The sequence below is a fragment of the Georgenia wutianyii genome (genome assembly GCF_006349365.1).
Classification (GTDB): Bacteria; Actinomycetota; Actinomycetes; order Actinomycetales; family Actinomycetaceae; genus Oceanitalea; species Oceanitalea wutianyii.
In genome coordinates this window covers 1,383,505-1,407,967 of record NZ_CP040899.1, presented here as the reverse complement: position 1 = coordinate 1,407,967, position 24,463 = coordinate 1,383,505, and the positions used below count along the sequence as shown (strand labels likewise).

20 protein-coding genes are annotated in these 24,463 nt (G+C 72.9%); 14 read left to right on the top strand and 6 right to left on the bottom strand.

Annotated elements, in window-relative coordinates:
* Positions 1-164: 164 nt before the first annotated feature.
* The 3 genes from FE251_RS06290 to FE251_RS06280 all read left to right on the top strand — a co-directional run bounded on the left by FE251_RS06290 (position 165) and on the right by FE251_RS06280 (position 6,656).
* Positions 165-4,754 (top strand): family 16 glycoside hydrolase, encoded by a 4,590-nt coding sequence (locus FE251_RS06290; protein ID WP_139948278.1) that lies wholly within the window; start codon positions 165-167, stop codon positions 4,752-4,754.
* Positions 4,755-4,914: 160 nt separating this feature from the next.
* Positions 4,915-5,292 carry a nuclear transport factor 2 family protein gene (locus tag FE251_RS06285; RefSeq protein ID WP_139948277.1) on the top strand — a complete coding sequence of 126 codons (378 nt, stop codon included), beginning with the start codon at positions 4,915-4,917 and terminating at the stop codon, positions 5,290-5,292.
* Positions 5,293-5,702: 410 nt separating this feature from the next.
* On the top strand, positions 5,703-6,656 hold the full coding sequence (locus FE251_RS06280; RefSeq protein WP_139948276.1) for an NAD(P)-dependent oxidoreductase: 954 nt from the start codon (positions 5,703-5,705) through the stop codon (positions 6,654-6,656).
* A 7-nt stretch (positions 6,657-6,663) separates the two neighbouring features.
* Here FE251_RS06280 and dinB read toward each other — a convergent pair whose 3' ends face one another.
* Positions 6,664-7,920: a DNA polymerase IV gene (gene dinB, locus FE251_RS06275; RefSeq protein ID WP_168202663.1), complete on the bottom strand. Its 1,257-nt coding sequence runs from the start codon at positions 7,918-7,920 to the stop codon at positions 6,664-6,666.
* Between the two features lie 211 nt (positions 7,921-8,131).
* On the opposite strand from dinB, the gene FE251_RS06270 reads away from it, so the two are divergent.
* Both FE251_RS06270 and FE251_RS06265 read left to right on the top strand, forming a co-directional pair.
* Complete coding sequence (locus FE251_RS06270; RefSeq protein WP_139948275.1) at positions 8,132-8,374, top strand: hypothetical protein; 243 nt, start codon at positions 8,132-8,134, stop codon at positions 8,372-8,374.
* A gap of 46 nt (positions 8,375-8,420) precedes the next feature.
* Complete coding sequence (locus FE251_RS06265; protein ID WP_139948274.1) at positions 8,421-9,194, top strand: AAA family ATPase; 774 nt, start codon at positions 8,421-8,423, stop codon at positions 9,192-9,194.
* A gap of 5 nt (positions 9,195-9,199) precedes the next feature.
* On the opposite strand, the gene FE251_RS06260 is transcribed toward FE251_RS06265, so the two are convergent.
* Entirely contained in the window at positions 9,200-10,114 is a 915-nt protein-coding gene (locus FE251_RS06260; RefSeq protein ID WP_139948273.1) for a universal stress protein, read from the bottom strand.
* A gap of 278 nt (positions 10,115-10,392) precedes the next feature.
* Here FE251_RS06260 and FE251_RS06255 point away from each other — a divergent pair, with 278 nt between their 5' ends.
* A complete protein-coding gene (locus FE251_RS06255) occupies positions 10,393-12,612 on the top strand; it encodes a SpoIIE family protein phosphatase (RefSeq protein WP_139073069.1) in 2,220 nt (739 codons plus the stop codon).
* A 25-nt stretch (positions 12,613-12,637) separates the two neighbouring features.
* Here the strand turns inward: FE251_RS06255 and FE251_RS06250 are convergent, their stop codons facing one another.
* Positions 12,638-14,770: a DEAD/DEAH box helicase gene (locus FE251_RS06250; protein ID WP_139073068.1), complete on the bottom strand. Its 2,133-nt coding sequence runs from the start codon at positions 14,768-14,770 to the stop codon at positions 12,638-12,640.
* 188 nt (positions 14,771-14,958) lie between these two features.
* Positions 14,959-15,492 (bottom strand): acyl-CoA thioesterase, encoded by a 534-nt coding sequence (locus tag FE251_RS06245; RefSeq protein WP_139948272.1) that lies wholly within the window; start codon positions 15,490-15,492, stop codon positions 14,959-14,961.
* 113 nt (positions 15,493-15,605) lie between these two features.
* On the opposite strand from FE251_RS06245, the gene FE251_RS06240 reads away from it, so the two are divergent.
* Complete coding sequence (locus tag FE251_RS06240; protein ID WP_139948271.1) at positions 15,606-16,712, top strand: excalibur calcium-binding domain-containing protein; 1,107 nt, start codon at positions 15,606-15,608, stop codon at positions 16,710-16,712.
* 109 nt (positions 16,713-16,821) lie between these two features.
* Here FE251_RS06240 and FE251_RS06235 read toward each other — a convergent pair whose 3' ends face one another.
* Positions 16,822-17,271: an NUDIX domain-containing protein gene (locus FE251_RS06235; RefSeq protein WP_223147576.1), complete on the bottom strand. Its 450-nt coding sequence runs from the start codon at positions 17,269-17,271 to the stop codon at positions 16,822-16,824.
* A gap of 261 nt (positions 17,272-17,532) precedes the next feature.
* Here FE251_RS06235 and FE251_RS06230 point away from each other — a divergent pair, with 261 nt between their 5' ends.
* From FE251_RS06230 to FE251_RS06200, 7 genes are read left to right on the top strand one after another with little or no spacing between them, the layout of a single operon-like run.
* Positions 17,533-18,549 (top strand): zinc-binding dehydrogenase, encoded by a 1,017-nt coding sequence (locus FE251_RS06230; protein WP_179954785.1) that lies wholly within the window; start codon positions 17,533-17,535, stop codon positions 18,547-18,549.
* Positions 18,546-18,977: a PaaI family thioesterase gene (locus tag FE251_RS06225; RefSeq protein WP_223147575.1), complete on the top strand. Its 432-nt coding sequence runs from the start codon at positions 18,546-18,548 to the stop codon at positions 18,975-18,977. Before FE251_RS06230 ends, FE251_RS06225 begins: the two co-directional genes overlap by 4 nt.
* Complete coding sequence (locus FE251_RS06220; protein ID WP_139073064.1) at positions 18,974-20,449, top strand: class I adenylate-forming enzyme family protein; 1,476 nt, start codon at positions 18,974-18,976, stop codon at positions 20,447-20,449. The genes FE251_RS06225 and FE251_RS06220 overlap by 4 nt, the downstream gene beginning before the upstream one ends.
* On the top strand, positions 20,446-21,231 hold the full coding sequence (locus FE251_RS06215) for an ABC transporter permease (RefSeq protein WP_168202662.1): 786 nt from the start codon (positions 20,446-20,448) through the stop codon (positions 21,229-21,231). The genes FE251_RS06220 and FE251_RS06215 overlap by 4 nt, the downstream gene beginning before the upstream one ends.
* Complete coding sequence (locus FE251_RS06210) at positions 21,228-21,974, top strand: ABC transporter permease (protein ID WP_139948268.1); 747 nt, start codon at positions 21,228-21,230, stop codon at positions 21,972-21,974. The genes FE251_RS06215 and FE251_RS06210 overlap by 4 nt, the downstream gene beginning before the upstream one ends.
* 1 nt (position 21,975) lies before the next feature.
* On the top strand, positions 21,976-22,782 hold the full coding sequence (locus tag FE251_RS06205) for an ABC transporter ATP-binding protein (protein ID WP_139073062.1): 807 nt from the start codon (positions 21,976-21,978) through the stop codon (positions 22,780-22,782).
* 9 nt (positions 22,783-22,791) lie between these two features.
* Complete coding sequence (locus FE251_RS06200) at positions 22,792-23,766, top strand: ABC transporter substrate-binding protein (protein WP_139948267.1); 975 nt, start codon at positions 22,792-22,794, stop codon at positions 23,764-23,766.
* On the opposite strand, the gene FE251_RS06195 is transcribed toward FE251_RS06200, so the two are convergent.
* The gene (locus tag FE251_RS06195; protein ID WP_139948266.1) at positions 23,747-24,439 is read right to left on the bottom strand and encodes an SDR family NAD(P)-dependent oxidoreductase; all 693 of its coding nucleotides are present in this window, start codon (positions 24,437-24,439) and stop codon (positions 23,747-23,749) included. The genes FE251_RS06200 and FE251_RS06195 overlap by 20 nt on opposite strands.
* Positions 24,440-24,463 lie beyond the last annotated feature (24 nt).

Below are 24,463 nucleotides of genomic sequence, written 5' to 3'. Positions count from 1 at the left end.
CGCGGACCTCGCGACAGCCTGCGAATATTCGGTTCGCGCAATTTCGCGCGCCCGCACGACAAAGCCGCGAATTACATTTCTCAAATGCAGGACGAACCCTTGACAACCCCCACACCTGCGGACACTGTGAATAACTCCGTATGTTTACTCAGAGTGGAGGGGTCATGAGTAGACGATCCATTGCTGGATTGTTGTCGTTACCATTGGTGATGTCATTCTTCGTGGCCGCGCCGGCAGGGGCAGACCCTGTCGACGTGGCCGCGCAGGACGTCGCGGAGGAACGGACGTTCGCCGAGCTCTCGGCGACGGACGAGTTCGAGAAGGTCCGGCTGGCCTCGGTGCCGCAGCCGATGACCATGGACATCGCCGCCGACGGCCGGGTCTTCACGACCAGCCGCGACGGCGTCGTCCAGATCTACCACCCGGACACGGGTGAGACGACGGTCGCCGCCGAGCTCAGCGTCTTCGACGACCACCCGCTGCCGGCGCGCCCGGACATCGAGGGGTCCAAGAACCAGGAGGGCGGCCTCCTCGGCCTCACCCTCGACCCGGACTTCGAGTCCAACGGCTGGCTGTACGCCTACTACACGAGCCGCGAGGAGAACAACCACGTCCTCTCGCGCTTCACGCTGGTGGACGACGAGATCGACGTCTCCTCGGAGATCGTCATGCTCAAGGTCCCCTACGAGAAGACGAACTGCTGCCACGTCGCGGGCGACCTCGACTTCGACTCCGAGGGCAACCTCTACCTCAGCACGGGCGACGAGTCGACGCCCGACCTCAACAACCAGTACTCGCCCATCGACAACCGGCCGACCCACTGGTACAACGACGACCGCCGCACGTCGGGCAACACCAACGACCTGCGCGCCAAGATCCTGCGGATCACGCCCCAGCCGGACGGGACGTACACGATCCCCGAGGGCAACCTCTTCCCGCCCGAGACCTCCGACCCGGACCTCACGCGGGCCGAGATCTACGCGATGGGCTTCCGCAACCCCTTCCGCATCTCGATCGACCCGGCGACCGACCGGCTGCACATCGGCAACTACGGGCCCGACCGGCTCGGTGAGTGGACCGAGCGCGGGCCGTGGGGCTTCGACCAGTACATGGCGACGTCCGAGCCGGCGAACTTCGGCTACCCGTTCTGCATCGGGAACAACTACCCGTACCGGCCGTGGGACTACGTGACCGACCAGCCGCTCGGCGACTTCTACGACTGCGTGGGCGGCCCGGTCAACGACTCCCCGAACAACACCGGCCTGGAGAAGCTCCCGCCGGTCAAGCCCGCGACCATCTACTACCCGCGCAGCTGGGCCAACTGGCCCGAGTCGTGGGAGGGCTGGCCCGCCCAGGAGATCAACCCGATCCCCGAGCCCTTCCTCAACATGGGCTCCGGGGCAGGCGGCCCGATGTCCGGACCGGTGTACCGCTACGACGCGGACCTCGACTCCGACACGAAGTTCCCCGAGCACTACGACGGGCGCTGGTTCCTCCTCGACTACCACCGCGGCCACATCAAGACGGCCGAGCTGGACGAGAACGAGCAGGTCACCGCGATCGACGACTTCATGGCGGGCGAGTGGTGGGCCGGCCTCATGGACGGGCAGTTCGGCCCGGACGGCTCGCTGTACGTGCTCGAGGGCGGCTCGTTCGACACCGGCGCCAGCCAGGCGCTCTACCGCATCGACTACGTGAGCGACGACGGCGGGTCGGTGCCCGACGTCTGCCGCGCCGACGACTTCGCCGGCGAGGAGCTCGACCGCGAGCTGTGGTCGACGATCGTGCGGGAGAACCCCGACGGCTACCGCCAGGTGGACGGCGCGCTGGAGATCGACATGCTCCAGGGCGACATGATCAGCAACCACCTCAGCGGCAACATCCTGACCGACGGGCAGAACCTCGTGCTCACCGACCTCCCCGAGGGCCGGTGGGTCTCGGAGGTCACGCTCGAGATGCCGACGGGCGCGGTCGACTACGACCAGGCCGGGTTCATCGTCTACGAGGACGACGCCAACTTCACCAAGCTGGCGTACTTCCCGCCGTACGGCAACAGCACCGAGGCCCGGTTCGAGTACCTCTTCCACCAGGACGGCGAGATCCGCTACCAGGGCGACGTCGACGACCAGTACCTGTACAACGCGCCACGGACGCTGACCCTGCGGCTGACGAGCGACGGCACCAACGTCGCGGCCGCCTACTCCGTGGCCGGCAGCTCCTGGGTGAACATCGGACGTCCGGCGCCGGTCGGGCAGTACGAGGCGCCGAAGATCGGCTTCTTCGCCGTGCACGGCCCCGGCGCCATCCAGACACCGCAGACCGCGACGTTCAGCGACTTCTCGCTGTGCGGCCAGCAGGAGCCGACCCCGCCGGTGTGCGCCGCACCGACGCCCGACGCCGGCTACCGCGCGCTGTGGGACGGCGCCTCGCTCGACGGCTGGCGCCAGTCCGGGCCCGGTGGGCTCGCCGTCGTCCCGGACCCGGACCGCGAGGGCGCGTGCGCCCTCGAGACCATCGGTGACCCGGCCGGGCTGGGCATGCTCTGGTACGAGGAGGAGTTCGAGTCCTACCGGCTGCACGTCGACTTCAAGGCCGTGACGGAGGCGGACAACTCAGGCGTGTTCTTCGGGTTCCCGGACCCGGGTGACGACCCGTGGGTCGCGGTGCGCCAGGGCTACGAGATCAACATCGACGACACCGGCGGCAGCCCGAACGCCGCCGACAGCTCCAAGACCGGGTCGATCTACACCTACCAGGCCCCGACGTCGTTCCCGACGGTCGCCGGTGAGTGGAACGAGATGGTCATCGAGGTCGACGACCCGATGGTCAAGGTGTGGATCAACGGCATCCTCGTCAACGACTACGAGGACCCGGGCGACCTCGGCCGCGACCTGTCCTCCGGCTACATCGGGCTGCAGAACAACCGCGTGGAGGACAACGTGTTCTTCCGCGACGTCTGGGTCCAGGAGCTCGGGGACACGACCTGCCCCGACGAGCAGACCCCGCCCGAGGGCTACGTCTCGCTGTTCGACGGCGAGTCGCTCGAGGGGTGGACGCAGGCCGGTACCGGAGGCTTCGAGATCGGTGACTGCGGCGTGCTCCAGCCGCACGGTGGCATGGGTCTGCTCTGGTACGACGAGCAGATGTTCGAGGACTTCGTCATGCAGGTCGACTTCCGCGTCCAGAACCCGACCGACAACTCCGGGGTGTTCGTGCGCTTCCCGGACCCGGAGGGTGACCCGTGGAAGCCGGTGGACGACGGCTACGAGATCCAGATCTACGAGGCGGCGACCGACCCGATGACCCGCACCGGCTCGATCTACACCTTCGCGCCGGCCGAGCCCGTCGCCACCAACCCCATCGGTGAGTGGAACACGATGGAGATCGAGGCGATCGGCCAGGAGTACCGGGTGACGATCAACGACGTCGAGGTCGCGACGTACACCGGTGACGGCAGCCGCGGGCTCGAGGGCTTCGTCGGCCTGCAGAACCACGCCTCCGGCCAGCAGGCCGGGGACAACGTCGAGCTGCGCAACGTGTGGATCAAGGAGCTCACCCAGGAGGTCCCAGAGCTCACGGTCGACGCCACGCTCGAGCCGGGCGCGCCCGACGGTGACGGCCGCTGGTACGTCTCCCCCGTGACGCTCACGCTGGAGTCCAACGACCCGCAGGCGCAGCTGCTGTGGCGTCCGCGGACCGACGAGACGCAGTGGCGCACGTGGACCGAGCCGGTCACCTTCGATGAGGACGGCGTCTACAACATCGACTACAAGGCCGTGCGGCCGGGTAGTGGTGGTGGCGAGGAGCCGAGCGAGAAGGAGATCCTCGTGGGGTCCGGCGGGTTCGGGTTCAGCGAGACCGACTTCGCCGTCCAGCAGGGGGACACGATCAAGTTCCAGTACGTGCCGGGCTACCCGCACGACGTCGTCGTCACCGACGACGAGGGGAACGTGCTCGCCTCCCGTCCGGAGGGCTCGGACTGGGAGGACGACCCGTTCTACTTCGAGGCCACCGAGGCCGGTCGGTTCTACGTGTACTGCACGCCGCACGCGAACCTGCCCGACCTCACCGACCCGACGACGTGGCGCGGGATGGTCGCGACCTTCGAGGTGACCCCCTCCTCCTCCGGTGAGGAGCCGGTGGAGACGGGCATCAAGGAGATCGAGTTCCTCATCGACCAGACGGCGCCGGGCACCACGGCCGCGCTCGCCGGGGAGCAGGACGGGGAGGACTACACCGGTCAGGTCGCCCTGAGCCTCACGGCGCAGGACGCCACCTCCGGGGTCGCCCAGACCCACTGGCGGCTCGCCGGCGCCGAGGACTTCACGGTCTACGGCGGCCCGGTGACCTTCGAGGAGGAGGGCGAGCACACGGTGGAGTTCCGCTCGGCGGACATCGCGGGGAACGTCGAGGAGTGGCAGACGGTCACCTTCCGCATCGTCGGGCAGGAGGAGCCCCCGGGTGAGTGCCCGGACTCCGACACCCGCGAGACGGTCGTCGTCGGCGACGTCGACAGCCGGGTGCCCAACCACCGGACCGCGGACGGGTGCACGGTCAACGACCTCATCCGCGACGACGCGACGTGGGCACGTCCCGGGGAGTTCGTGCGGCACGTCCGTGACGTGACCGGCGTGCTCGTCTCCGACGGCGTGCTCACCGTCCGCGAGCGCGACGCGATCCTGCGGGCCGCGGCCCGCAGCGACGTCGGCAGCGGGAACGGCCGGGGGGCGGTGACGCTCCTGACGCTGAGCTAGGCCAGGGACGGGAGGACATCCGGGGCGGCGACCCACCGCCGCCCCGGAGGTCCTCCGCCGTGATCAGCGCGTCCCCCTCGTGTCCCTCACCCCCCTCGCGCTGACAGCTCACCTATTACCAGACCGTGACACCAGGCCGGCGGCGGAGCAGTATCGGGGGATGGGCCAGGACCTGAGGCAGGAGATGCGCGGCGTCCTCGACGCCTGGGCGCAGGCGATCGTCGCCAACGACGCCGACCGGATCGGCGCCTACGCCGCGCAGGACTGGGTGCTCGTCGGCACGGGCGGCACGGTCGACCGCCGGCAGTTCCTCGACCTCGTCCGCAGCGGGCGGCTGACGCACGAGGAGATGGGCTTCGAGGTGCTCGACGTGCGGGAGCTGGGCGACGTCGTCGTCGTCCTTGCGCACGGGACCAACTCGGGCCACTGGGAGGGCCGGTCCTTCCACGAGGACGAGTACACGACCGACGTCTTCGCCCGGGACGCCGACGGCGCGTGGCGGTGCGTCGTCACGACGCTGACGCCGCGGGCGCAGTGACGGCCCGCCCCGCGCGTCGGGAATGATGGGGCCGTGAAGCTCTTCGACCGCCGGCGCGCCGCCGAGGTCCCGCCCGACGTCGAGCGGGAGACCGCACCACCGCACGACGCTCGTGCGGTCGGCCCGGGCGCGGAGAGCCGCCGAGCTCCGACGCCGGCGAGCCGTGAGGTGCGGTCCCCCGCTCCCCCCAGTCACGCCTCGTGGCGCAACGCCCGGATCTGCTCCAGCCGGAAGCCCGACCACCACCGGTCCCCCGTCGCCACCACCGGCGCCGAGCTGAGCTCAAGCGCCTTCACCAGTCGCAGCGCCGCGGGGTTGGCATCCAGGTCCACGGACCTCGAAGTCCACCCCGGCACGCTCCGCATCGTCAGCAGACATGCCCCGCACCCCTGCCGGCTGTACACGACCACATGAGTAGCCATCACGTGGACGCCTTCGCCCCCCGCCGCATGCTCCTCGCAGGCCGTGACGCCGAACGCGTCGCCGCCGACCTCGCACGGGCGCTGCCCGAGCTCGAGACCCGGACGGTTCGGCACGGCCCGCTGACGGAGGAGGACGCAGCGTGGGCCGACAGCTACGTCGGCTTCACCGTCCCTCCCGGCCTCGAGCGCTCGGGCATCCGCTGGATGCACCTGCCGATGGCCGGGGTTGACCGGGTCGTCGCCGACCTCGCCGGGACCGACGTGGTCCTCACCCGGACGGTCGGCGCGATGCCGCGCCGCATCGGCAGCTACGTCCTGGCCCACCTCCTCGCCGACGCCTGGCACCTGCGCGAGTACGCCGCCCAGCAGCTCGTCGCCCGGTGGGAGCCGCTCGGGCCCGCGCGCGTCGAGGGGAGCACCGCCGTCGTCCTCGGGACCGGGGAGATCGGCTCGGGGGTCGCCGGAGCGCTGCGCGCCGGCGGGTACCGCACGGTCGGCGTCAACACGCGGGGCACCGCCGCGCCGGCCTTCGACGACGTCGTGGCCCTGACGGACGCCGGTCCCCACCTCGCGGAGTGCGCCGCGCTCGTCGGTGCCCTCCCCCTCACCGACGCCACCCGGGGGCTCATCGACGCGGGCCTCCTCGCCCGGCTCGACAGCGCCGTCGTCGTCAACGTCGGCCGCGGCGCGAGCCTCGTCCCGGACGACCTGCGGGCCGCGCTCGACGCCGGCCACGTGCGCCGCGCGGTCCTCGACGTCCACGAGACCGAGCCGCTGCCCGCCGAGGACTGGCGCTGGCGCGACCCGCGCGTCACCGTCACCCCCCACATCTCGGGCCCCACCGAGCCGCAGGACGTCGTCGAGGCGGTCCTCGGCGCCTACGAGGCGCTCACCGCCGGGCGCCGTCCGCCGCTCGCCGTCGACCTCGGGCGCGGCTACTGACAGCGGCTCACAGGTCGTGCTCGGCGAGCTCGCGGAACTCGTCGGGCACCCCGCCCCGGCGCATCGTCGCCGGCAGGTAGCCGACGGCGGAACGGCCGAACCGTTCCCGGGCGGCGTCCATCGAGCGGTCGAGCGCCCAGCGGGCCGCGCCGGTGGGCGAGCCGGGGCGCCACGGGTCGGGAGGCGGCAGCTCGAGCTCGAGCTGGACGGCCACCTGGGTGGTGAGCTTGGAGACGGAGACGGCGAGCAGGGTGATCTCCGGGCGCTCCTCCTCCTGGTCCCCGATGGCCTGCCACGCGAGCTGCTCGGCGACCTCGGTGATCGTCAGGGTGGCCGAGACCGGGGCGGCGAGCGTGTGTGCCCGCGTCACCGCGCGCATCCCCGCGAAGCGCACCCGCACGGTCACCGTCCGCCCGGCCCGCCCCTTCGCCCGCAGCCGCCCGGCGACCCGCTCGGCGAGGTGGCTGAGCACCTCGCGCACGAGCTCACGGGTGGGCACCACCCGGCGCATCGCCGACTGCGCCCCGACCGACCCGGCGCGGGTGTGGGTGCTCACCCGGCGCGGGTCCTCGTTGTGGGCCAGGCCGTGGAGCGTGGAGCCGACGGCCCGCCCGAGCAACCGCTCGACGGCCTTGCGGTCGGAGCGGGCGAGGTCGCCGATGGTGTGGATGCCGCGGTCGGCGAGCCGCTGCTCGGTCACCGGGCCGACGCCCCAGATGAGCGAGACGGGCAGCGGGTCGAGGAACTCGCGCTCGGTCCCCGGCTCGACGACGACGAGCCCGTCCGGCTTGGCCACCTGCGAGGCGATCTTCGCCAGGTGCTTCGTGCTCGCCGCGCCGACCGAGATCGGCAGGCCGACCTCCTCCCGCACCCGCCGGCGCAGCAGCCGGCCGATCTGCTCCGGCGGCCCGAAGAGGTGGGTCGCGCCGGACACGTCGAGGAAGGCCTCGTCGATGGAGATCCGCTGGACGAGCGGAGTGACGTCGCGCAGGACCGCCATGACCTCGTCGGCCAGCCCCTGGTAGCGCTCGAAGCTGCCCCGGACGAAGGTGAGCCCCGGGCACAGCCGGGCGGCCCGCCAGCCGGGCATGCCGCCGCTCACCCCGTGCGCCTTCGCCTCGTAGGACGCGGCGAGCACGACCCCGCCGCGCGCGCTGCCGCCCACGGCGATCGGCCGCCCCCGCAGGGACGGGTCGAGCAGCTGCTCGACCGAGGCGTAGAACGCGTCGAGGTCGGCGTGCAGGATGGTGGGCCCGCTGGACACGGCACCATCATACTCGAACAGTTGTTCGACGGCGAGGGTCGTGCGGATCCTGCCACCATGTCCGCCCGGTGCCCCCTCCCGGCCCGCGCGGAACGGCGTGTCGCGCGCGTGTCGCCGACTTCGTGGCAGGTTCCGCGCGGCAGGAGGCCGGCCAGCGGCCCGCGCCCGCGCCCCCTGGTCAGATCGCGTGCGCAGGAGGACCATGGACGGCATGGGACGCATCGTCGCGCTGCCCGCGCGGGGCGAGGTACTCACCGACGTACGCGGCGGTGACCGGTGCCTTCGCGTGTCGTGGCACGACGCCGACGGCGTGGTCGTCGTGTCCGTCTGGCACGGTGACGTGTGCGCCGGCACGGTCCGGGTGGCCGCGCAGGACGTCCCGGACCTCGTCGCCGCCCTCACCCAGGGGCTGGCGCGCGGCTACGACGCTCCCGCGCTCGGCCGCCCCGGGTAGCGCGCCGCGCGTGCGGCGTGTCACCGCCGTCGGGCACAGTGCAGGGGTGAACGAGGACCAGCCGGGCGGCCTGCGCGTCGAGCGCCGCCCCGACGCACCCGTCGACCCGGCGCGGTGGCCGGACTCCGTGCCCGCCGTCGCCCACGTCCTGGAGCACGGTCTCGACATCCCGCCAGGCGTGACGTTCCTCGTCGGGGAGAACGGGTCGGGCAAGTCGACCGTCGTCGAGGCCGTCGCCGAGGTGCGCGGCATCCCGCCCGACGGCGGCTCGAGCGACCACCACAGCGGGGCCGACCGCGGCCGGGGCACCGACCGTTCCGACCTCGGCGAGCGGCTCCTCGCGGTCCGGCGCGGAGCCGGCCCGCGCACGCGCACCGGGTTCTTCCTGCGCGCCGAGACCATGCACCGGTTCGTCACCTACCTCGAGGACGCGAGCCGGCTCGACGAGGAGCACGAGCCGGGCGCGCACCCGCTCCACCGGCTGAGCCACGGGGAGTCCTTCGTCGAGATGCTGACGAGCCGGTGGGTGCGCGGCGCGGGGACGGTCCTGCTCGACGAGCCGGAGTCGGCGCTGTCCTTCATGACCTCGCTCGCGCTGCTCGACGTGCTCGCCCAGCTCTCCGCCGCCGGCCGCCACGTCCTGTGCGCGACGCACTCCCCGCTCCTCACCGCGCTGCCCGGCGCGCGGATCCTCCAGCTCGACGGCGAGGGGATGCACGAGGTCGCGTGGGCGGACCTCGACGTCGTGCGGCACTGGCGCGCGTTCCTCGACTCACCCGGCCGCTACCTGCGCCACCTCCAGGAGCCGGCGGACGGCTGACCGGCTCAGCGGGTGATGTCGCGCGCCTCCGGCTCCTCCCGCGGGCCACCGACGGGCGGCACGACCGCGACCGACGCCATCGAGCGGGAGAGCACGCCCTGGCTCACCGAGCCGAGCAGCAGACCGGCGAACCCGCCCAGGCCGCGGCTGGCGACGACGATCAGGCGCGCCTGGGCCGACTCGTCGACGAGCGCGCTCACCGGGTGCTGATGGAGGATCTCGAGCTCGACCTCGACCCCGGGGTGCTCGCGCGCGACCTCCTCGACCTTGGAGCGGACGCTCTCCGTGAGCGCCTGCATGCGGTCGACGAGGTCCGCGTACCACTCCCCCGGCGGGACACCGGGAGGGGCCTCGACGTACTCGGCGCGCACGACCCGCAGCGGGGCCCCCACTCCCTCGGCGTGCCGCAGCGCGAAGCGCAGCGCCTCGTCGGCCTGCACCGACCCGTCCAGGCCGACGACGACGGGCCCGCCCTCGACCCCGCCGCGGACGACGACGACGGGGCACCGGGAGTGCAGGGCGACCTGCTGGGACACCGAGCCGACGAGGACGCCACCGATGCGGCCGTGCCCCCGGGCGCCGAGCACGACCATGCTCGCCTGCCGGGACGCCTTGATGAGCTGCGGGGCCGCCGGCCCCACGCGGACCTCGGTCGTCACCGCGAGGTCGGGGAACTCGGCGCGGACGCGCTCGAGCGCCGCGGCGCACACCTCGCCACCGATCTCGTCCGGGGTCGCGACGTCGACGACCGCGAAGCCGCCCATCGCATGGACGTAGACGAACGCGTGGACGATGTGGAGCGGGGACCCGAGACGCGCGGCCTCGGCCGCCGCCCAGAGCAGCGCCGACTCGGACAGGCCGGAGCCGTCCACACCGACGACGACAGCGCCTGCGGGGGCTGGAACGGAGTTGATGGTCATCGTGTGCCTCCTCCTGTCCTTGGTACCAGAGATCGGGCCGTCCCGCCGGGGGACGACCGGGGTCAGCCGCCCATGACGTGCCGGTCCACCCACTGCTCCCAGGTGGGGAGCGCAGGAGGTGCCGCCGGTGCCTGCCCTGTCCTACCTCCACCGTCCTCCCCGGCGGCCACGCGGGTCGAGGGACCTAGGACCCTGGCACGCCGGGTTCCCTCCCCCACTTCGCCCCGATCCGCGGACCGACCTGGCACACTGAGGCCCCTGCCACGACAGGAGACCACGTGGAACCGACCCTGGCGCCCGACGACCCGGTGGACCTCGACAACTGCGCCCGCGAGCCGATCCACGTCCCCGGTTCGATCCAGCCGCGCGGCGTGCTCCTCGTCCTCCACGGCGACGTCGTCGTCCAGGCGACCGGCACCGTCGCCGCGCTGCTCGGCCGCCCGCTCGACGCCGTCCTGGGCCACCCGCTGGCCGACGTCGTCGGTGAGCACGCGGCCGCCGTCGTCACCGCGCACGCGGCGGCTCCCGGTGACGTCCAGGAGCGCAACCCCGCGCTCGTCCACCTGCCCGACGGACAGCCGTGGGACGCGATCCTCCACCACCCGCCGGGCGCGGAGGACCTCCTCGTCCTCGAGCTCGAGCCGGCCGAGGGCGCGCGGCCGCTGAGCCACACCGGCACCTACCACCAGGTGCGCGGCAGCCTCGCCGAGCTCAACCGCGCCCACTCGCTCCGGGACCTGTACGAGGTCGTGGCGGGCGAGGTGCGCCGGCTCACCGGGTTCGACCGCGTCATGGTCTACCGGTTCGACGCCGACCACAACGGCGAGGTCGTCGCCGAGGCACGGCGTGAGGACCTCAACGCCTTCCTCGGCCTGCACTACCCGGCCACCGACATCCCCGCGCAGGCCCGCGCGCTGTACGAGAAGAACTGGATCCGGCTGATCTCCGACATCGGCTACACCCCCAGCCCGCTCGTTCCCACGCTCAACCCGGTCACCGGCGCGCCGCTCGACCTCACGCACGCCGCGCTGCGCTCGGTCTCCCCGATCCACGTCGAGTACCTGCAGAACATGGGCGTCACGGCGTCGATGTCGATCTCGCTGCTCGAGGACGGGAGGCTGTGGGGCCTCATCGCCTGCCACCACTACTCCGGGACGCACGCCCCGCCGTACGAGGTGCGCGTGGCGGCGGAGTTTCTCGGCTCGGTCCTGTCCCTGCGGCTCATCGCCCAGGTCGAGGAGGACCGGCTCGCCGCCGCCCACCGCGTGGCGCGCGACCTGGCCGGGCTCGTCGCCGCCACCCGTGACGAGCACCTGCCGCTCGCCGAGGCGCTCGTGCGCCGGCCCACGCTGCTGAGCATCATGGAGGCCGACGGCGTCGTCGTCCGGGCCCAGGGGCGCACCGCCACGGCCGGTGACGCGCCCGCCGACGCCGACGCCCTGCTGCGGTGGGCCGCCGGGACCGGTGAGGAGATCGTGGCGACCGACTCGTTGCGGCGCGACGCCCCGCTGGTGGCCGCGGCCGTCCCCGACGCCGCCGGCGTCCTCGCGCTCAACCTCGCCGAGGGGGACGCCGTCGTCTGGCTCCGCCGTGAGGTCGCCCGCTCGGTCGACTGGGGCGGGGACCCGCACAACAAGGCGATCGCGCTGCGCGAGGGCGACTCCGTGCGCCTGTCGCCGCGCAAGTCCTTCGACCGCTGGCGCGAGACCGTGCGCGGGGAGAGCCTGCCGTGGTCCGAGGAGGAGCTCGACACCGCCGCCGTGCTGCGGCGCCACGCCGTCGAGGCGCTCTACCTGCGCGGGCTGGCGGACAGCCGCGCGGCAGAGATCCTCCACCGCTCCTCCCTGCCGACCTCGCTGCCGGAGGCGCCGGGCTGGTCCATCGAGGCGCGCTACACCCCCGGGGACGGCGGGCGGGTCGGCGGGGACTGGTACGACGCGCTGTGCCTGCCCGACGGGCGCCTGGCCATCGCGGTCGGGGACGTCGCCGGGCACGGCATGGCGGCCGCCTCGACGATGGGCCAGCTGCGCAACGCGCTGCGCGCGCTGCTCGTGCGGGACAGCTCACCGGGCGCGGCCACCAGCGGGCTCGACGCGCTGGCCAAGTGGACGATGTCCGGGGAGATGGCCACCCTCCTCGTCGCCGTCATCGACACAGTCACCGGCCGGATGGAGTACGTCCGGGCCGGCCACCTGCGACCGCTCGTGCTGGACGCCGACGGCAGCGCCGGCTGGCACACCGACGTCGGCACGCTGCCGATCGGCTACGGGAGGGGCGCACCTGTGACCGGTGTGCTCGACATCCCCGCCGGCGGCGGGGTCGTCCTGTTCACCGACGGCCTGGTCGAGCGGCGGGGCACCCCGCTGCCCGACGGCCTGGAGCAGCTGCGGGCGGCCTTCAGCGGTCCGGGGGCCGGCGACCTCGACGCGCTCATCGCCTGCGTGCGCGACCCGCGCTCCGACGACGACGCGACCGCCGTCGTCGTGCGCCGGCACTAGGCCGCGGCACGACGACGGCGGCGCCTCACACGGTGGCCGGAGCCTTGCTCAGCGCGTCGGTGAGCAGGGCGATGAGCATCTCGAGCTGGACGTCGGTGACGACCTCCTCGTCCGAGCCGTCCAGCGCCCGCGCCGCGAGGCCCGCCTTGCTGCCGATGAGCTCGGCGATGCGGGTGTCGAGCGTCTGGGCGGCGATGATCCGCCACGCGGTCACCGGCTCGGGCTGCCCGATGCGGTGGACGCGGTCGATCGCCTGCGTCTGCTCGGCGTCGGTCCAGGAGAGCTCGGCGAGCACGAGGTTGGACGCCACCTGGAGGTTGATGCCCACGCCGGCGGCAGTGAGGGAGCACACCGCGACCGAGACCTCGGGGTCGGTGGTGAAGGCGTCGATGTTGCGCTGGCGCGCCGTCGGCGTCTGGTCACCACGGATCGAGGCGTAGCGGATCCCGCGGTGCTCGAACAGCGCCTCGGCCTCGTCCATGACGTCGATGTGCTTGGCGAAGAAGACGACCTTGCCGACGTTGCGGGCGAGCTGGGCGGCGTAGTCCGCGGCGGCGCCGCCCTTGGCGGTGCCGATGCGGCGCATCATCGTGAAGACGTTGTCCTCCGACTTCGTCTCCGACGTGCGTGCCGTCTCCCACACCGCGACCTGCCGGACGAGGTCGTGGTCGATGCCCTCGTGGACGTTCTCGCCGTACTTCGTCTCCAGCGCCCGCTCGTAACGGGTGACGAGACGACGGGCCAGGGCCCGCTCGGCGTCGCGGATCGAGCGGCCGGCGTCGTCGTCGAGCTCGACGAAGACGTCGGCCACCCGGCGTGCCGGAAGGTCGGCGGCGACGTCGATCTTGCGCCGGCGCACGATGCCGCACTCGATGACCGCCTGGCGGGCGGCGGCGTAGAACCCGCGGTCGGAGGGCACCAGGCCGGTGTCCTCCAGGGCCTCCATGAGGTCCCCGAGCGGCTTCTCCTCGTCGATCCAGCCGAGGAACTGCCAGATCGCGGTGAAGTCCTCGATGTCGTTGATGAGCGGGGTGCCGGTGAGCGCCATGAGCAGCGGCTCACCCGGACGCGAGCGGAGCTGCTCGGACAGGTGCAGGACGTGCTGGGAACGCTGGGACTTCTTGTTCTTGATGAAGTGCGCCTCGTCGACGACCAACCCGCGCGCGTTCAGCCCGAGGCTGCCGAGCCAGCCGACGTGCCGGTCGAGGATCTCGTAGTTGACGACGAAGATGTCGGCGAAGGCGTCGACGTCCTCACCGTCGCCGTGGATGACGGTCGCGCGGTGCGCCGGGGTCCACAGCTCGGCCTCGCGCGCCCAGTTCGTCTTCACGACGTTGGGCACGACGACGATGAGCGGGTAGGCGTCGGCGGCCTGCGCGGCGAGCAGCGCCTGCGCCGTCTTGCCCAGGCCCGGCTCGTCGGCGAGCAGGAAGGTGCGGTGGCCCTCCGCGGCGGAGGCGACGACCTGCGCCTGGTGCGGCATGAGCTCCAGCCCCGGGCGCACCTGCGTGGCCGGCACCTCGGGCAGCGTCATGCAGGCGGCCTCCCCGCCGTACTCGAAGGAGCGCAGGAGGGGCTCGATGAGCTCCCAGCCGGCGAGCCGGCGGGGACGGGGCGGAGGCTTGCGCACGGCGTCGTAGGCCGGCTCGAGGAAGGGGTTGGACATCTGCCGCGAGATCACCGACCGCGGCACGACGCGCCGCAGCTCGACGACGGTCTCGACCTGCTCCGGCTCGGGCTCCTCCTCGGGGACCTCGTAGCCGGCGTCGGTGAGCATCTCGCGGCGCAGCTCGCGGGCGTCGGGGCTGACGACGGCGTCGTCGGCGAGGAGCGCGAGGAGCGTGGAGTCACGGGCCGCGGTCACCGCGAGGATCGTCGCGATGCCCTCGAGCCGCTTGAGCTCCTCGCCGCGCCGTGCCTCGGACAGGGACGGGTCGGCCTTGAGCCGGGCCCGCTCCTCCCGCACGAGCAGGGCGACGGCCTGGAACTTCGTCCGGATCGAGGGCCGGGCGGCGCCGCGCTTGACGGCGGCCTCGACCTCACGGACGGCCTGGGCGAGCACCGGGATGATGCCGGTGTTGTCGCGATGACGGGTGCGGCGCTGGGTACGCGCCGGCCCGCGGCGGGCGCCGGACTGGCGCTGGGCTCGTTGAGCCACCGATGTCTCCTCCGGGGTGACGGTGATCGTCGCGTCGTTCCACACGAGGCACCGGCCGACGAAACGTCGGCCTCGAAGGCGCCAGGGCGCTGAGCAGGCGGTCGGTGCGGCCCGACCGGACGCTGCTGCGACGTCGCCAGCCTATCGCGCCTCCCGCCGTGCCGTGACCCGGATCGCCGTGGCCGATCTCACCCTCGGTGCGCGACGTCGACCGCCCGCGCCCACGCCGCGACGTCGTCGGGCAGGACCGGCGGGTCGAGCGGGCCGCCGGCGAGGAGCTCGACGACCTGCGGGGCGGGGACGCGCGCACCCGACCCGCGGGTGAGGAAGCGGCCGGCGACGAGGCCGCGCGCGCACCGCTCCCCACGGCGGGTGAAGACCTGCTCGAGGTAGGCCACCCGCTCGTCCCAGCCGATCACCCGGGTGGTGATCTCCACCGGGTCCCCGAGGCGCAGCGACCGGCGGTAGGTCATCGACGACGCCGCGACGACCGGGTACCAGCCCTTCTCACGCAGCCGCCCGAAGCCCCCGACGTCGGCGATGTAGTTGCTCCGCCCGATGTCCATCATCTGCAGGTAGGTGCCGTTGTTGACGTGGAGGTACAGGTCGAGGTCCGCGGGCGTCACCCGCAGCCGCGTCACCGACGGGTCGAGGACGTGGATGGCGGGCACGGTGCGGCGCGGTCGCGTCGTCGCGAGGAGCAGGTGGAGCTGTCTGGACACCCCGGCACGCTACAGTGCTGGAGACCGCTCACATCGCCAATGTCGGCGCCGATGAGCAGGCGTGTCCACCGCAGCGGGTGGCGGGCGCGCCCTTGACCCAAGGAGTCCTCATCATGGCGGACCTGCGCCGTTTCGTCTCCGACCACAAGGTCGGCGTCTCGCTCGTGACCGCGGGCATCCTCGTCGTCGGCGGGGTCATCGGCGGGGTCGCCGTCGCCGGGAGCCCGGACGAAGGCTCGGCCACCGTGACGGCCGTCGTCGACGGCGACACCATCGACGTCGAGCTCGGCGGCAAGGAGCAGCGGGTACGGCTGCTCAACGTCGACACCCCCGAGGTCGACGGGTGCCTCCACGAGGAGGCGACGGCGTTCCTCGCCGAGCGCATCCCGCCCGGGACCGAGGTGGAGCTCGAGCTCGACGAGGAACACCACGACCAGTACGACCGTCTGCTCGCCGGTGTCGTCGAGGGCGGGCAGCTCGTCAATGCCGAGATCGCCCGCCAGGGCCTCGGCGTGGCCGTGCTCATCGAGCCGAACGACCGGTTCTACGACGACGTCCTGAGCGCGCAGGAGGAGGCGGAGGCTGACGGTCTCGGGCTGTTCTCCCAGGACGTCGCGTGCACGCTGCCGGCGCAGGTCGGCGCGTACGCCGGGCAGGTCGAGGACCTCGAGGCGAGGGTGGCGGCAGTCGTCACCATCGAGCAGGCTGACGGCTGGGCCGCCGAGGCCGCCACCGTCGCGACCGTCGGCTCCGCCCTCGCGGCGATCTTCGACGGCGACGAGGGCCACTTCCCCCTCCTCGCCCACACCGGTGACCGGTCCTCCCTGCAGAGGGACGCAGAGGACGCCGACGCCCGGCTGGCCGCCGCCCAGGAGCAGGTGGACGAGGTCCGGCGTGCCGAGGAGCAGCGCCTCCAGGAGGAGCAGGAGCGGCAGGAGCAGGAGGAGCGGGACCGCGCCGAGGCCGAGCGTCTCGCCCAGGAGGAGGCCGAGCGTCTCGCCCGGGAGGAGGCCGATCGCCAGGCACGTGAACAGGCGGAGCGCGAGGAGGCAGAGCGGCGGGCCGCCGAGGAGAGCACGCAGCAGGAGCCGAGTGGCAGCGCCTACTACGAGAACTGCGCCGCGGCGCGGGCCGCGGGTGCGGCGCCGGTGCTCGTCGGACAGCCGGGCTACGGCCGCCACCTCGACCGCGACGGTGACGGCATCGGGTGCGAGTCATGACCGGCCCGGCCAGCCGCCTCACGGCGGGTGGCCGCTCGTAGCGGCAGGTGATGGAGCCCGGGGGTCTGGACCGGGCCGGTCACCCTGCTCAGCCAGGGGCCCTGCCCGGTCATTCCCCCGAGCCCCAGGTCTCCAGCTCGGCGACCGCCCCTGACGCGGCCGCCCCCAGCGCAGCGGCCACGCGGCGGGCGAGCTCGGCGTCGGCGAGGCAGGGGACGTCCTCGGGCGCGACCCAGCGCCAGTCACGCAGCTCCTCCGGAGGCAGGCGCGGCTCCCCGGCGAGCGTCCCGCCGTCGTAGACCAGCATGAGTCCCTCCCCCAGCCCGGGGCGCGGGGCGACCCAGTCGAGGACGAGGAGCCGGCCGACGCGCAGGTCGGCCCCCAGCTCCTCACGCAGCTCGCGCGCGCACGCGGCCCGCGGCGCCTCGTCCGGCTCGACCGCGCCGCCGGGCAGCAGCCACGTGGCGCCGTGGACGGGCTCGACGAGGAGCACCCGCCCGGGCGTGTCGCGGACCAGCGCGTGGGCCGCCATCCGGCGCGGCGGGCCGTCCCTGCCCATGCCCACCAGTCTGCCGTGGGACGCAGCCACTGCGCCCGTCTCGGCGCATGGACCCGACATCTCGGGCCGTCCGTCGCTGTGCGAGGATCCTCGACATGTATCGGCTGCACCTGACCTCGCGGAGGCACATCGACCTCGCGCTGGTGCACACGATGGCCTGTCGGGCCTAGCGCCGCGGCACTCTCTCCGTCCTCCGACGGGCCTGCCGCACACGTCTTCGCCCCCGGCCCTAGGAAAGGACATCGGTCTGTGACCTCGACGATGCGCGCTCTCGTGCTGCGCGACCACGGCGACCTCGACGCCCTCCGCCTGGAGGACGACTACCCCCGGCCCGCGCTCGTCCCCGGGCACGTCGTCGTCCGGGTGACCGCGAGCTCGTTCAACTACCACGACATCTTCACCGTCAACGGGATGCCGGGGATCACCCTGCCGCTGCCCGTCGTCATCGGGCTCGACGTCGTCGGGGTGGTCGAGGAGGTCGCACCGGACGTCACCGGCTGGCAGCCCGGGGACCGCGTGCTCGTCCACCCGCTCGACGCGTCGGGCAACCTCATGGGCGAGCAACGCGACGGCGGCATGGCCGAGTACTGCCTCGTCGAGGCCGGCCAGCTCATCGCGATCCCCGACGCCGTCACCGACGTCCAGGCCGCCGCCCTGCCGGTCGCCTACGGCACGGCGCACCGCATGGTCGTCGGCAAGGGCGCGGTCCACCCCGGGGACAAGGTGCTCGTCCTCGGCGCCTCCGGCGGCGTCGGCACCGCCTCGGTCGTCCTTGCCAAGAAGCTCGGCGCGCACGTCGTCGCCGCCGCCGGCAGCGACGAGAAGGCCCAGCGCCTGCTCGAGATCGGCGCCGACGAGGTGCTCAACTACCGCGAGGTCGACTTCTACCAGTGGGTCAAGGAGCACTACGGCAAGCCGGCCCGCTGGAGCACCGAGACCGGCATGGACGTCGTCATCAACTTCACCGGCGGCGACACCTGGCACCCCACCCTGCGCAGCACCAAGCTCGGCGGGCGCATCCTCGTGTGCGGCGCGACGGCGGGGTACGACCCGGTCGAGGACCTGCGCTACATCTGGTCCTTCGAGCTGCAGGTCATCGGCTCCAACGGCTTCGCGACCGAGGACTTCGAGGCGCTCCTCGCCATGGTCGCCGCCGGTGAGCTCGACCCGCCGGTCTCCGACGTCCTGCCCCTGTCCCAGGCGGTCGAGGGGCTGCGCAAGGTCCGCGACCGCGAGGTCCTCGGCAAGGTCGTCGTCACCCCGTGGGAGCGCGCGTGACGACGGCCGCCGAGCTCGAGGAGCGTCTGCTCGCCTCCCCGTTCCACCGCTGGCTCGGCCTGCGGGTCGTGTCGGTGAGCCCGCAGGAGCTGCGCCTCGCCGCCACCTGGCGCGAGGAGTGGGACAACGGCACCCCCGAGCGGGTCACCCACGGCGGAATCCTCGCCACCCTGCTCGACCTCGCCGCCGACTGGGCGCTCGTCGCCTCCCTCGGCAGCCCCGCCCCGACCATCGACTTCACCACCCACTTCCTGCGCGCCGCGACCCCGGGCGACCTCGAGGTCGTCGCCCGGCCGGTCAAGCTCGGCCGCTCGCTCACCGTCGCCGAGGCCGAGGTGCTCGACGGCGCCGGCAGGCAGGTCGCCGTGGGCCGCGGCACCTACGCGACCTTCGCGCCGAGCACGACGGCCGGTGGTGGCGGCTCGTGAGCCGCAACCAGGGCGACCGGATCGCCGCCGACCGCCCCGACACCCCCGCCGTCGTCGGGGTGGGTCCCGAGGGCACGACGACGCTCACCTACGGCGAGCTGGAGGCCCAGGTCCAGGCGCGCGCCGCGCAGCTCCACGCCCGGATCCGGCCCGGGCAGACCGTGGGGATCCTCGGGCTCAACTCCCCCGCCTGGCTCGTCGCGTTCTACGCCGTCCAGCGGGCGGGCGGCGTGCCCGTCCCGGTGAGCCACAAGCTGCCGGCCGTGACCCTCGGGTACGTCCTGCGGGACGCCGGGGTCGAGCTCCTCCTCGTCGACGACTACACCCGGGACCTCGTCCCGACCGACGCCGAGCTCCTCGACCTCGCGACGCCCGCCCCGCCGTCGTCCTTCACCAGCGTCGTCCCGCAACCGCAGGACACGGCGATGATCCTCTACACCTCAGGCTCGACCGGGCGGCCCAAGGGCGTGCTCCTGTCCCAGGCGAGCCACCTGTGGGTCATCGACCAGACCGCGCGGACCGTGGCTCCCGGGAGCACCCGCGTGCTCATCTCCGCGCCGCTCTACCACATGAACGCGCTGACCAACTCCCAGCGCTCGCTCGCCTCGGGCGCGACCGTCGTCCTGCTGCCGGCCTTCGCGCCCGAGGCGTTCGTCGACGCCCTCGAGGCCCACGAGGTCACCGAGCTCAGCGGCGTCCCACCGATGTTCGCCATGCTGCTCCAGCGCCCCGAGCTGCTCGCCGGCCGCGACCTGTCCTCCGTGCGCGCCGTCTACATGGGCTCCGCGCCCGCCGCCCCCGCCCTCTTCGACCAGCTCCGGGAGACCTTCCCGAACGCCGAGATCCTCTTCGGCTACGGGACGACGGAGTCCGGGCCGGTCGTCTTCGCCCCGCACCCCGCCGGGCTGCCCACCCCCGACGGCTCCGTCGGCGTCGCCAACCCGGCCGTCGAGCTGCGGCTCGTCGACGAGCAGGGCCGCCCCACCGAGGGCCGCGGCGTGCTCGAGATCCGCAACCCCGCACTGCTCAGCGGCTACCACAACCGGCCCGACGTTCCCGTCCCGGTGACCCCCGACGGCTTCCACCACACCAAGGACGTCTTCCGCGTCGACGAGGACGGCTTCCACTACTTCGCCGGCCGCGAGGACGACATGTTCACCTCCGGCGGGGAGAACGTCTTCCCCCGCTCGGTCGAGCAGGTCCTGGAGACCCACCCCGCCGTCGACCAGGCCGTCGTCGTCCCCGTGCCCGACGACCTCAAGGGCGCCAAGCCGGTCGCCTTCGTCACCCTGCGCCCGGGGAGCGCGGCCGACGAGCAGGAGCTCAAGGAGCACGTCCTCGGACGCCTCGAGCCCTTCGCCCACCCACGCCGCGTCTGGGTGCTGCCGCACATCCCGCTGTCGAGCACCAACAAGGCCGACCGGGAGGGCCTCGCGGCACGCGCCGTCGAGCTCCTGGGGGCCGCCCGGTGACCACCGTGACCCGGGCACGCCGCGCGGACTCGCGGACGCGGGCCGTCGCCCTGCCCGCCGCCGTCGTCCTCGGGCTGCTCGCGCTCGCCCAGGTCCTCTCGGTGACCGACGTCCTGCCGCGTCGCTACGCCCCGCCGCCCACCGAGGTCCTCGCCGCCCTCGGCCGGCTGCTCGCCGGCCCCGCCCTGTGGGCCGACATCGGCGCCACGCTCGTCGGCTGGGCGGTCTCCCTGGCGATCGCCGTCCTCGTCGGGACGGCCGTGGGCCTGCTCCTCGGCAGCGTGCGACCGGTCCGCTGGCTGCTCACCCCCGTCGTGGAGTTCCTGCGCCCCATCCCCTCGATCGCGCTCATCCCGCTCGTCGTCCTCACCCTCGGCCGCGGCCGCGAGGGCGAGGTCTTCCTCGCCGCGTACGCCGCCGTGTGGCAGATGCTCGTCGCCGCGATCTACGCGACGTCGGCGGTCGACCCGGTGGCCCGTGACACCGCCCGCGCCTTCGGCTTCTCGCGCCTGCACACCATCCGCTGGGTCACCCTGCCCGCCATGGTCCCCGGCCTGGTCACCGGCGTGCGCATCGCCTCCGCGACGGCCCTCATCATCACCGTCACCAGCGAGATCCTCCTCGGGGTGCCCGGGCTGGGCGAGGGCCTCAACCTCGCCCGCAACGCCGGGGACCTCACGCGGATGTACGCCTACGTCGTCGTCATCGGCGTCGTCGGGCTGGGCATCAACACCGCCTTCACCGCCCTCACCCGCCGCTTCCTCACGTGGAGGGGCAGATGAACCGCCGCACCCTCACCGGCCTGCTCGGGGCCGTGCTCGCCGTCGTCGTCTGGTGGGCCCTCTCGGCCGGCTCGACCAACCCCTACTTCCCGCCGCTGAGGCGGGTGCTGGACAACCTCACCGGGTACTGGCTCGGCGGGCCGGGCACCGAGCACCTGCTCGACAGCGTGCGCAACCTCGGGGTGGGCCTGGGCATCGCCGTCGTGCTCGGCATCGGGCTGGGGATGCTCATCGGCCAGGTCCGCGTCCTCGACCAGGCGGTCTCCCCCACCTTCGAGTTCGTCCGCGCGATCCCCGCGACCGCGCTGCTTCCCTTCGCCATGGTGGTCTTCGGGCTCGGCACGACGATGAAGATCGTCATCATCGCGCTCGGCTGCTTCTTCCCCGTCCTGCTCAACGTCATCGACGGGTGCCGCCAGCTGCCCCCGACGCTGCTCGACACCACCCGCTCGTTCAAGATCCGCGGCTGGTTCCGGCAGGTCAACGTCGTCGCCCCGGCGATCTACCCGCGCGCCGCGGCCGGCATCCGGATCGCGATCCCGCTCGCCCTCATCCTCGTCGTCACGAGCGAGATGACCGGCACGAGCACCGGCATCGGCTTCGTCCTCACGACGGCGCAGAGCTCCTTCAACCTCGTCGCCGTGTGGTCGGCGATCCTCCTCCTCGGGATCCTCGGGGTGGTCCTCAACCTGCTCTTCGGCGCCGTCGAGCGCCTCACCGACCGTCGCTACCACCGGGCCTGAGATGACACAGACACCACCGATCCTCCGCGTCGACCGCCTCTCGAAGTCCTACGGGACCTTCCGGGCGCTGGACGACATCACCTTCGACGTCGCGCCCGGTGAGTTCTTCACCCTCGTCGGGCCCTCGGGCGCCGGCAAGACGACGCTGCTGCGCTGCCTCGCCGGCCTGCTCGAGCCCACGTCGGGCACCGTGGAGTTCAAGGGCCGGCCCGTGACCGGGGTGCCCCGCGAGCTCACCGTCGTCCTCCAGGACTACTCCCGCTCCCTGCTGCCCTGGTTCAGCGTGGAGAAGAACGTCGCGCTGCCGCTGCGCGCGCAGGGCATCGACCGGGCGACGATCGCCGAGCGCACCGCCCAGGCGCTGGCCGACGTCGGTCTCGCCGACGCCGCCCGCAAGCACCCCGGTGAGCTCTCCGGCGGTATGCAGCAGCGGGTGGCCATCGCCCGCGCCATCGCCTACCGGCCCGAGGTGCTCGTCATGGACGAGCCCTTCGCCTCCGTCGACGCCCAGACACGCGCGGACCTCGAGGACCTCGTCCTCGCGCTGCGCGAGGAGTTCGGCATGACGGTCGTCTTCGTCACCCACGACGTCGACGAGTCCGTCTACCTCAGCGACCGGGTCGCCGTCGTCTCCAGGTCGCCCAGCCGCATCACCACCGTCGTCGACATCGACCTGCCCCGGCAGCGCGACCAGATCGCGACCAAGGAGCTGCCGCGGTTCACCCGGCTGCGCTCCGAGGTCTTCGCCGAGATCCGCAACCGCGTGCGTGACTCCGGCGAGCCCACGACCCCCGAGTACGTCATCTGAGGAGCACCCATGAGAGCACGCACGACCACCCTCACCCTCGCCGCAGGCGCCGCGCTCCTGCTCGCCGCCTGCGGAGGTGGCGGTGACCAGCTCGAGGCCGGCGAGGACGGACTCACCCCGCTCACCGTCCTGCAGATCACGACGATGGACGCCGGGCCGCTGCACCTCGGCGTCGAGGAGGGCTTCTTCGAGGAGGAGGGCCTCGCCGTCGACGTCCAGATCGCCGAGGCCGGCTCGGCGATCGTCCCCTCCGTCGTCAACCAGGAGAGCCCGATCGGCTACGCCAACGCGGTGAGCGACCTCCAGGCCATCGACCAGGGCCTGGACGTGCGGTTCGTCGCCAACTGCTGCGGTGTCGGCACCGACCCTGAGCTCGACACCTCGCGCATCTACGTCCTGCCGGACGGCTCCATCACCGACGTCCAGGGCCTCGCGGGGGCGAACATCGCGGTGAACTCGGTGAACAACCTCGGTGACCTCACCATCAAGGTGGCCCTGGAGAACCAGGGCGTGGACACCTCGGGCATCACCTTCACGCCGATGAACTACTCCGACATGCCGGCCGCGCTCGAACGCGGCGACGTCGACGCGATCTGGTCGGTCGAGCCGCACAAGTCGATCTCCGACAGCCGCGGCTTCACCCCGCTCATCTCCAACTTCGTCGAGTCCTTCCCCGGCACGACGATCGGGTACTACATCACCAGCGGCGCCTTCGCCGAGCAGAACCCGGAGATCGTCGCCGGCTTCCAGCGCGCGATGGACCGCAGCAACGAGTTCGCCACCGCGAACCCCGACCGCGTCCGCGAGGTCATCGTCGAGAAGCTCGAGATCGACCCCGAGCTCGTCGACCTCACCAACCTCGCGATCTACGCCCCGGGCCTGGACGAGCAGAGCGTCAAGGACATCGCGGCGGCCGCCGTCACCCACGGGATGATCAGCGGCGAGCCGGACTACGAGGAGATCTTCATCCGTCCCGCGGGGTGAACGGCGTGAGGACGAGCTCGGGGACCTCGACGTCGTCGGGGCCCTCGAGCACGCTCCGCACGGCGGCCGCGACGCTGGCCGCGCTCATCGCCGTGCCCGGGTCGAAGTCGCGGCCCACCGCCGCGTGGATCCGGTGCTGCATGCCGGTGTCCGTCCTGCCCGGGAAGACCGAGGTCACCCGCACCGCGGGCTCCTCCAGGCGCAGGGTGTCGGCGTAGGCCCGCAGCGCGGCCTTGGACGCCGCGTAGGCGGCCCACCCGGGGAAGGTGCCCAGGACCGCGGTCGAGTTGAGGAACACGACGTGGCCGCGGCTGCGGCGCAGCCCGGGCAGCAGCACGCGGGTGAGCTCGACCGGCCCGGCGAGGTTCGTCGCGAGCACCGCGGCGAGCAGCGCCGGGTCGAGCTCGCCGGCCGGGGCCACGCCCTCGACGCCGGCGCAGTGCACCACCGCCGCCACCTCGAGCCCCGCGCAGCGGTCGGCGATGCCCTCCGGGTCGGCGAGGTCGAGGACCATGACCTCGGCGCCGGGCACCTCGGCCCGCAGCGGCTCGACGTCGTCCTCGCGGCGCACGGTGAGCACGAGGTCGCGGTGGCCCAACGCCCCGGCGACGGCACGGCCGATCCCGCGGGCGGCCCCGGTGACGAGGACGCGGCGGGCAGGAAGAGTAGTCATCGACGAGCAGCCTACGCACGACCG

What these genes read in the sequence shown, in the direction of transcription:
- FE251_RS06290 (WP_139948278.1), top strand. Translation starts at nt 165, where the DNA reads ATGAGTAGACGATCCATTGCTGGATTGTTGTCGTTACCATTGGTGATG.
- FE251_RS06285 (WP_139948277.1), top strand. Translation starts at nt 4,915, where the DNA reads ATGGGCCAGGACCTGAGGCAGGAGATGCGCGGCGTCCTCGACGCCTGG.
- FE251_RS06280 (WP_139948276.1), top strand. Translation starts at nt 5,703, where the DNA reads ATGAGTAGCCATCACGTGGACGCCTTCGCCCCCCGCCGCATGCTCCTC.
- FE251_RS06270 (WP_139948275.1), top strand. Translation starts at nt 8,132, where the DNA reads ATGGGACGCATCGTCGCGCTGCCCGCGCGGGGCGAGGTACTCACCGAC.
- FE251_RS06260 (WP_139948273.1), bottom strand. Translation starts at nt 10,114, where the DNA reads ATGACCATCAACTCCGTTCCAGCCCCCGCAGGCGCTGTCGTCGTCGGT.
- FE251_RS06240 (WP_139948271.1), top strand. Translation starts at nt 15,606, where the DNA reads ATGGCGGACCTGCGCCGTTTCGTCTCCGACCACAAGGTCGGCGTCTCG.
- FE251_RS06235 (WP_223147576.1), bottom strand. Translation starts at nt 17,271, where the DNA reads ATGGGCAGGGACGGCCCGCCGCGCCGGATGGCGGCCCACGCGCTGGTC.
- FE251_RS06230 (WP_179954785.1), top strand. Translation starts at nt 17,533, where the DNA reads ATGCGCGCTCTCGTGCTGCGCGACCACGGCGACCTCGACGCCCTCCGC.
- FE251_RS06210 (WP_139948268.1), top strand. Translation starts at nt 21,228, where the DNA reads ATGAACCGCCGCACCCTCACCGGCCTGCTCGGGGCCGTGCTCGCCGTC.
- FE251_RS06205 (WP_139073062.1), top strand. Translation starts at nt 21,976, where the DNA reads ATGACACAGACACCACCGATCCTCCGCGTCGACCGCCTCTCGAAGTCC.
- FE251_RS06200 (WP_139948267.1), top strand. Translation starts at nt 22,792, where the DNA reads ATGAGAGCACGCACGACCACCCTCACCCTCGCCGCAGGCGCCGCGCTC.
- FE251_RS06195 (WP_139948266.1), bottom strand. Translation starts at nt 24,439, where the DNA reads ATGACTACTCTTCCTGCCCGCCGCGTCCTCGTCACCGGGGCCGCCCGC.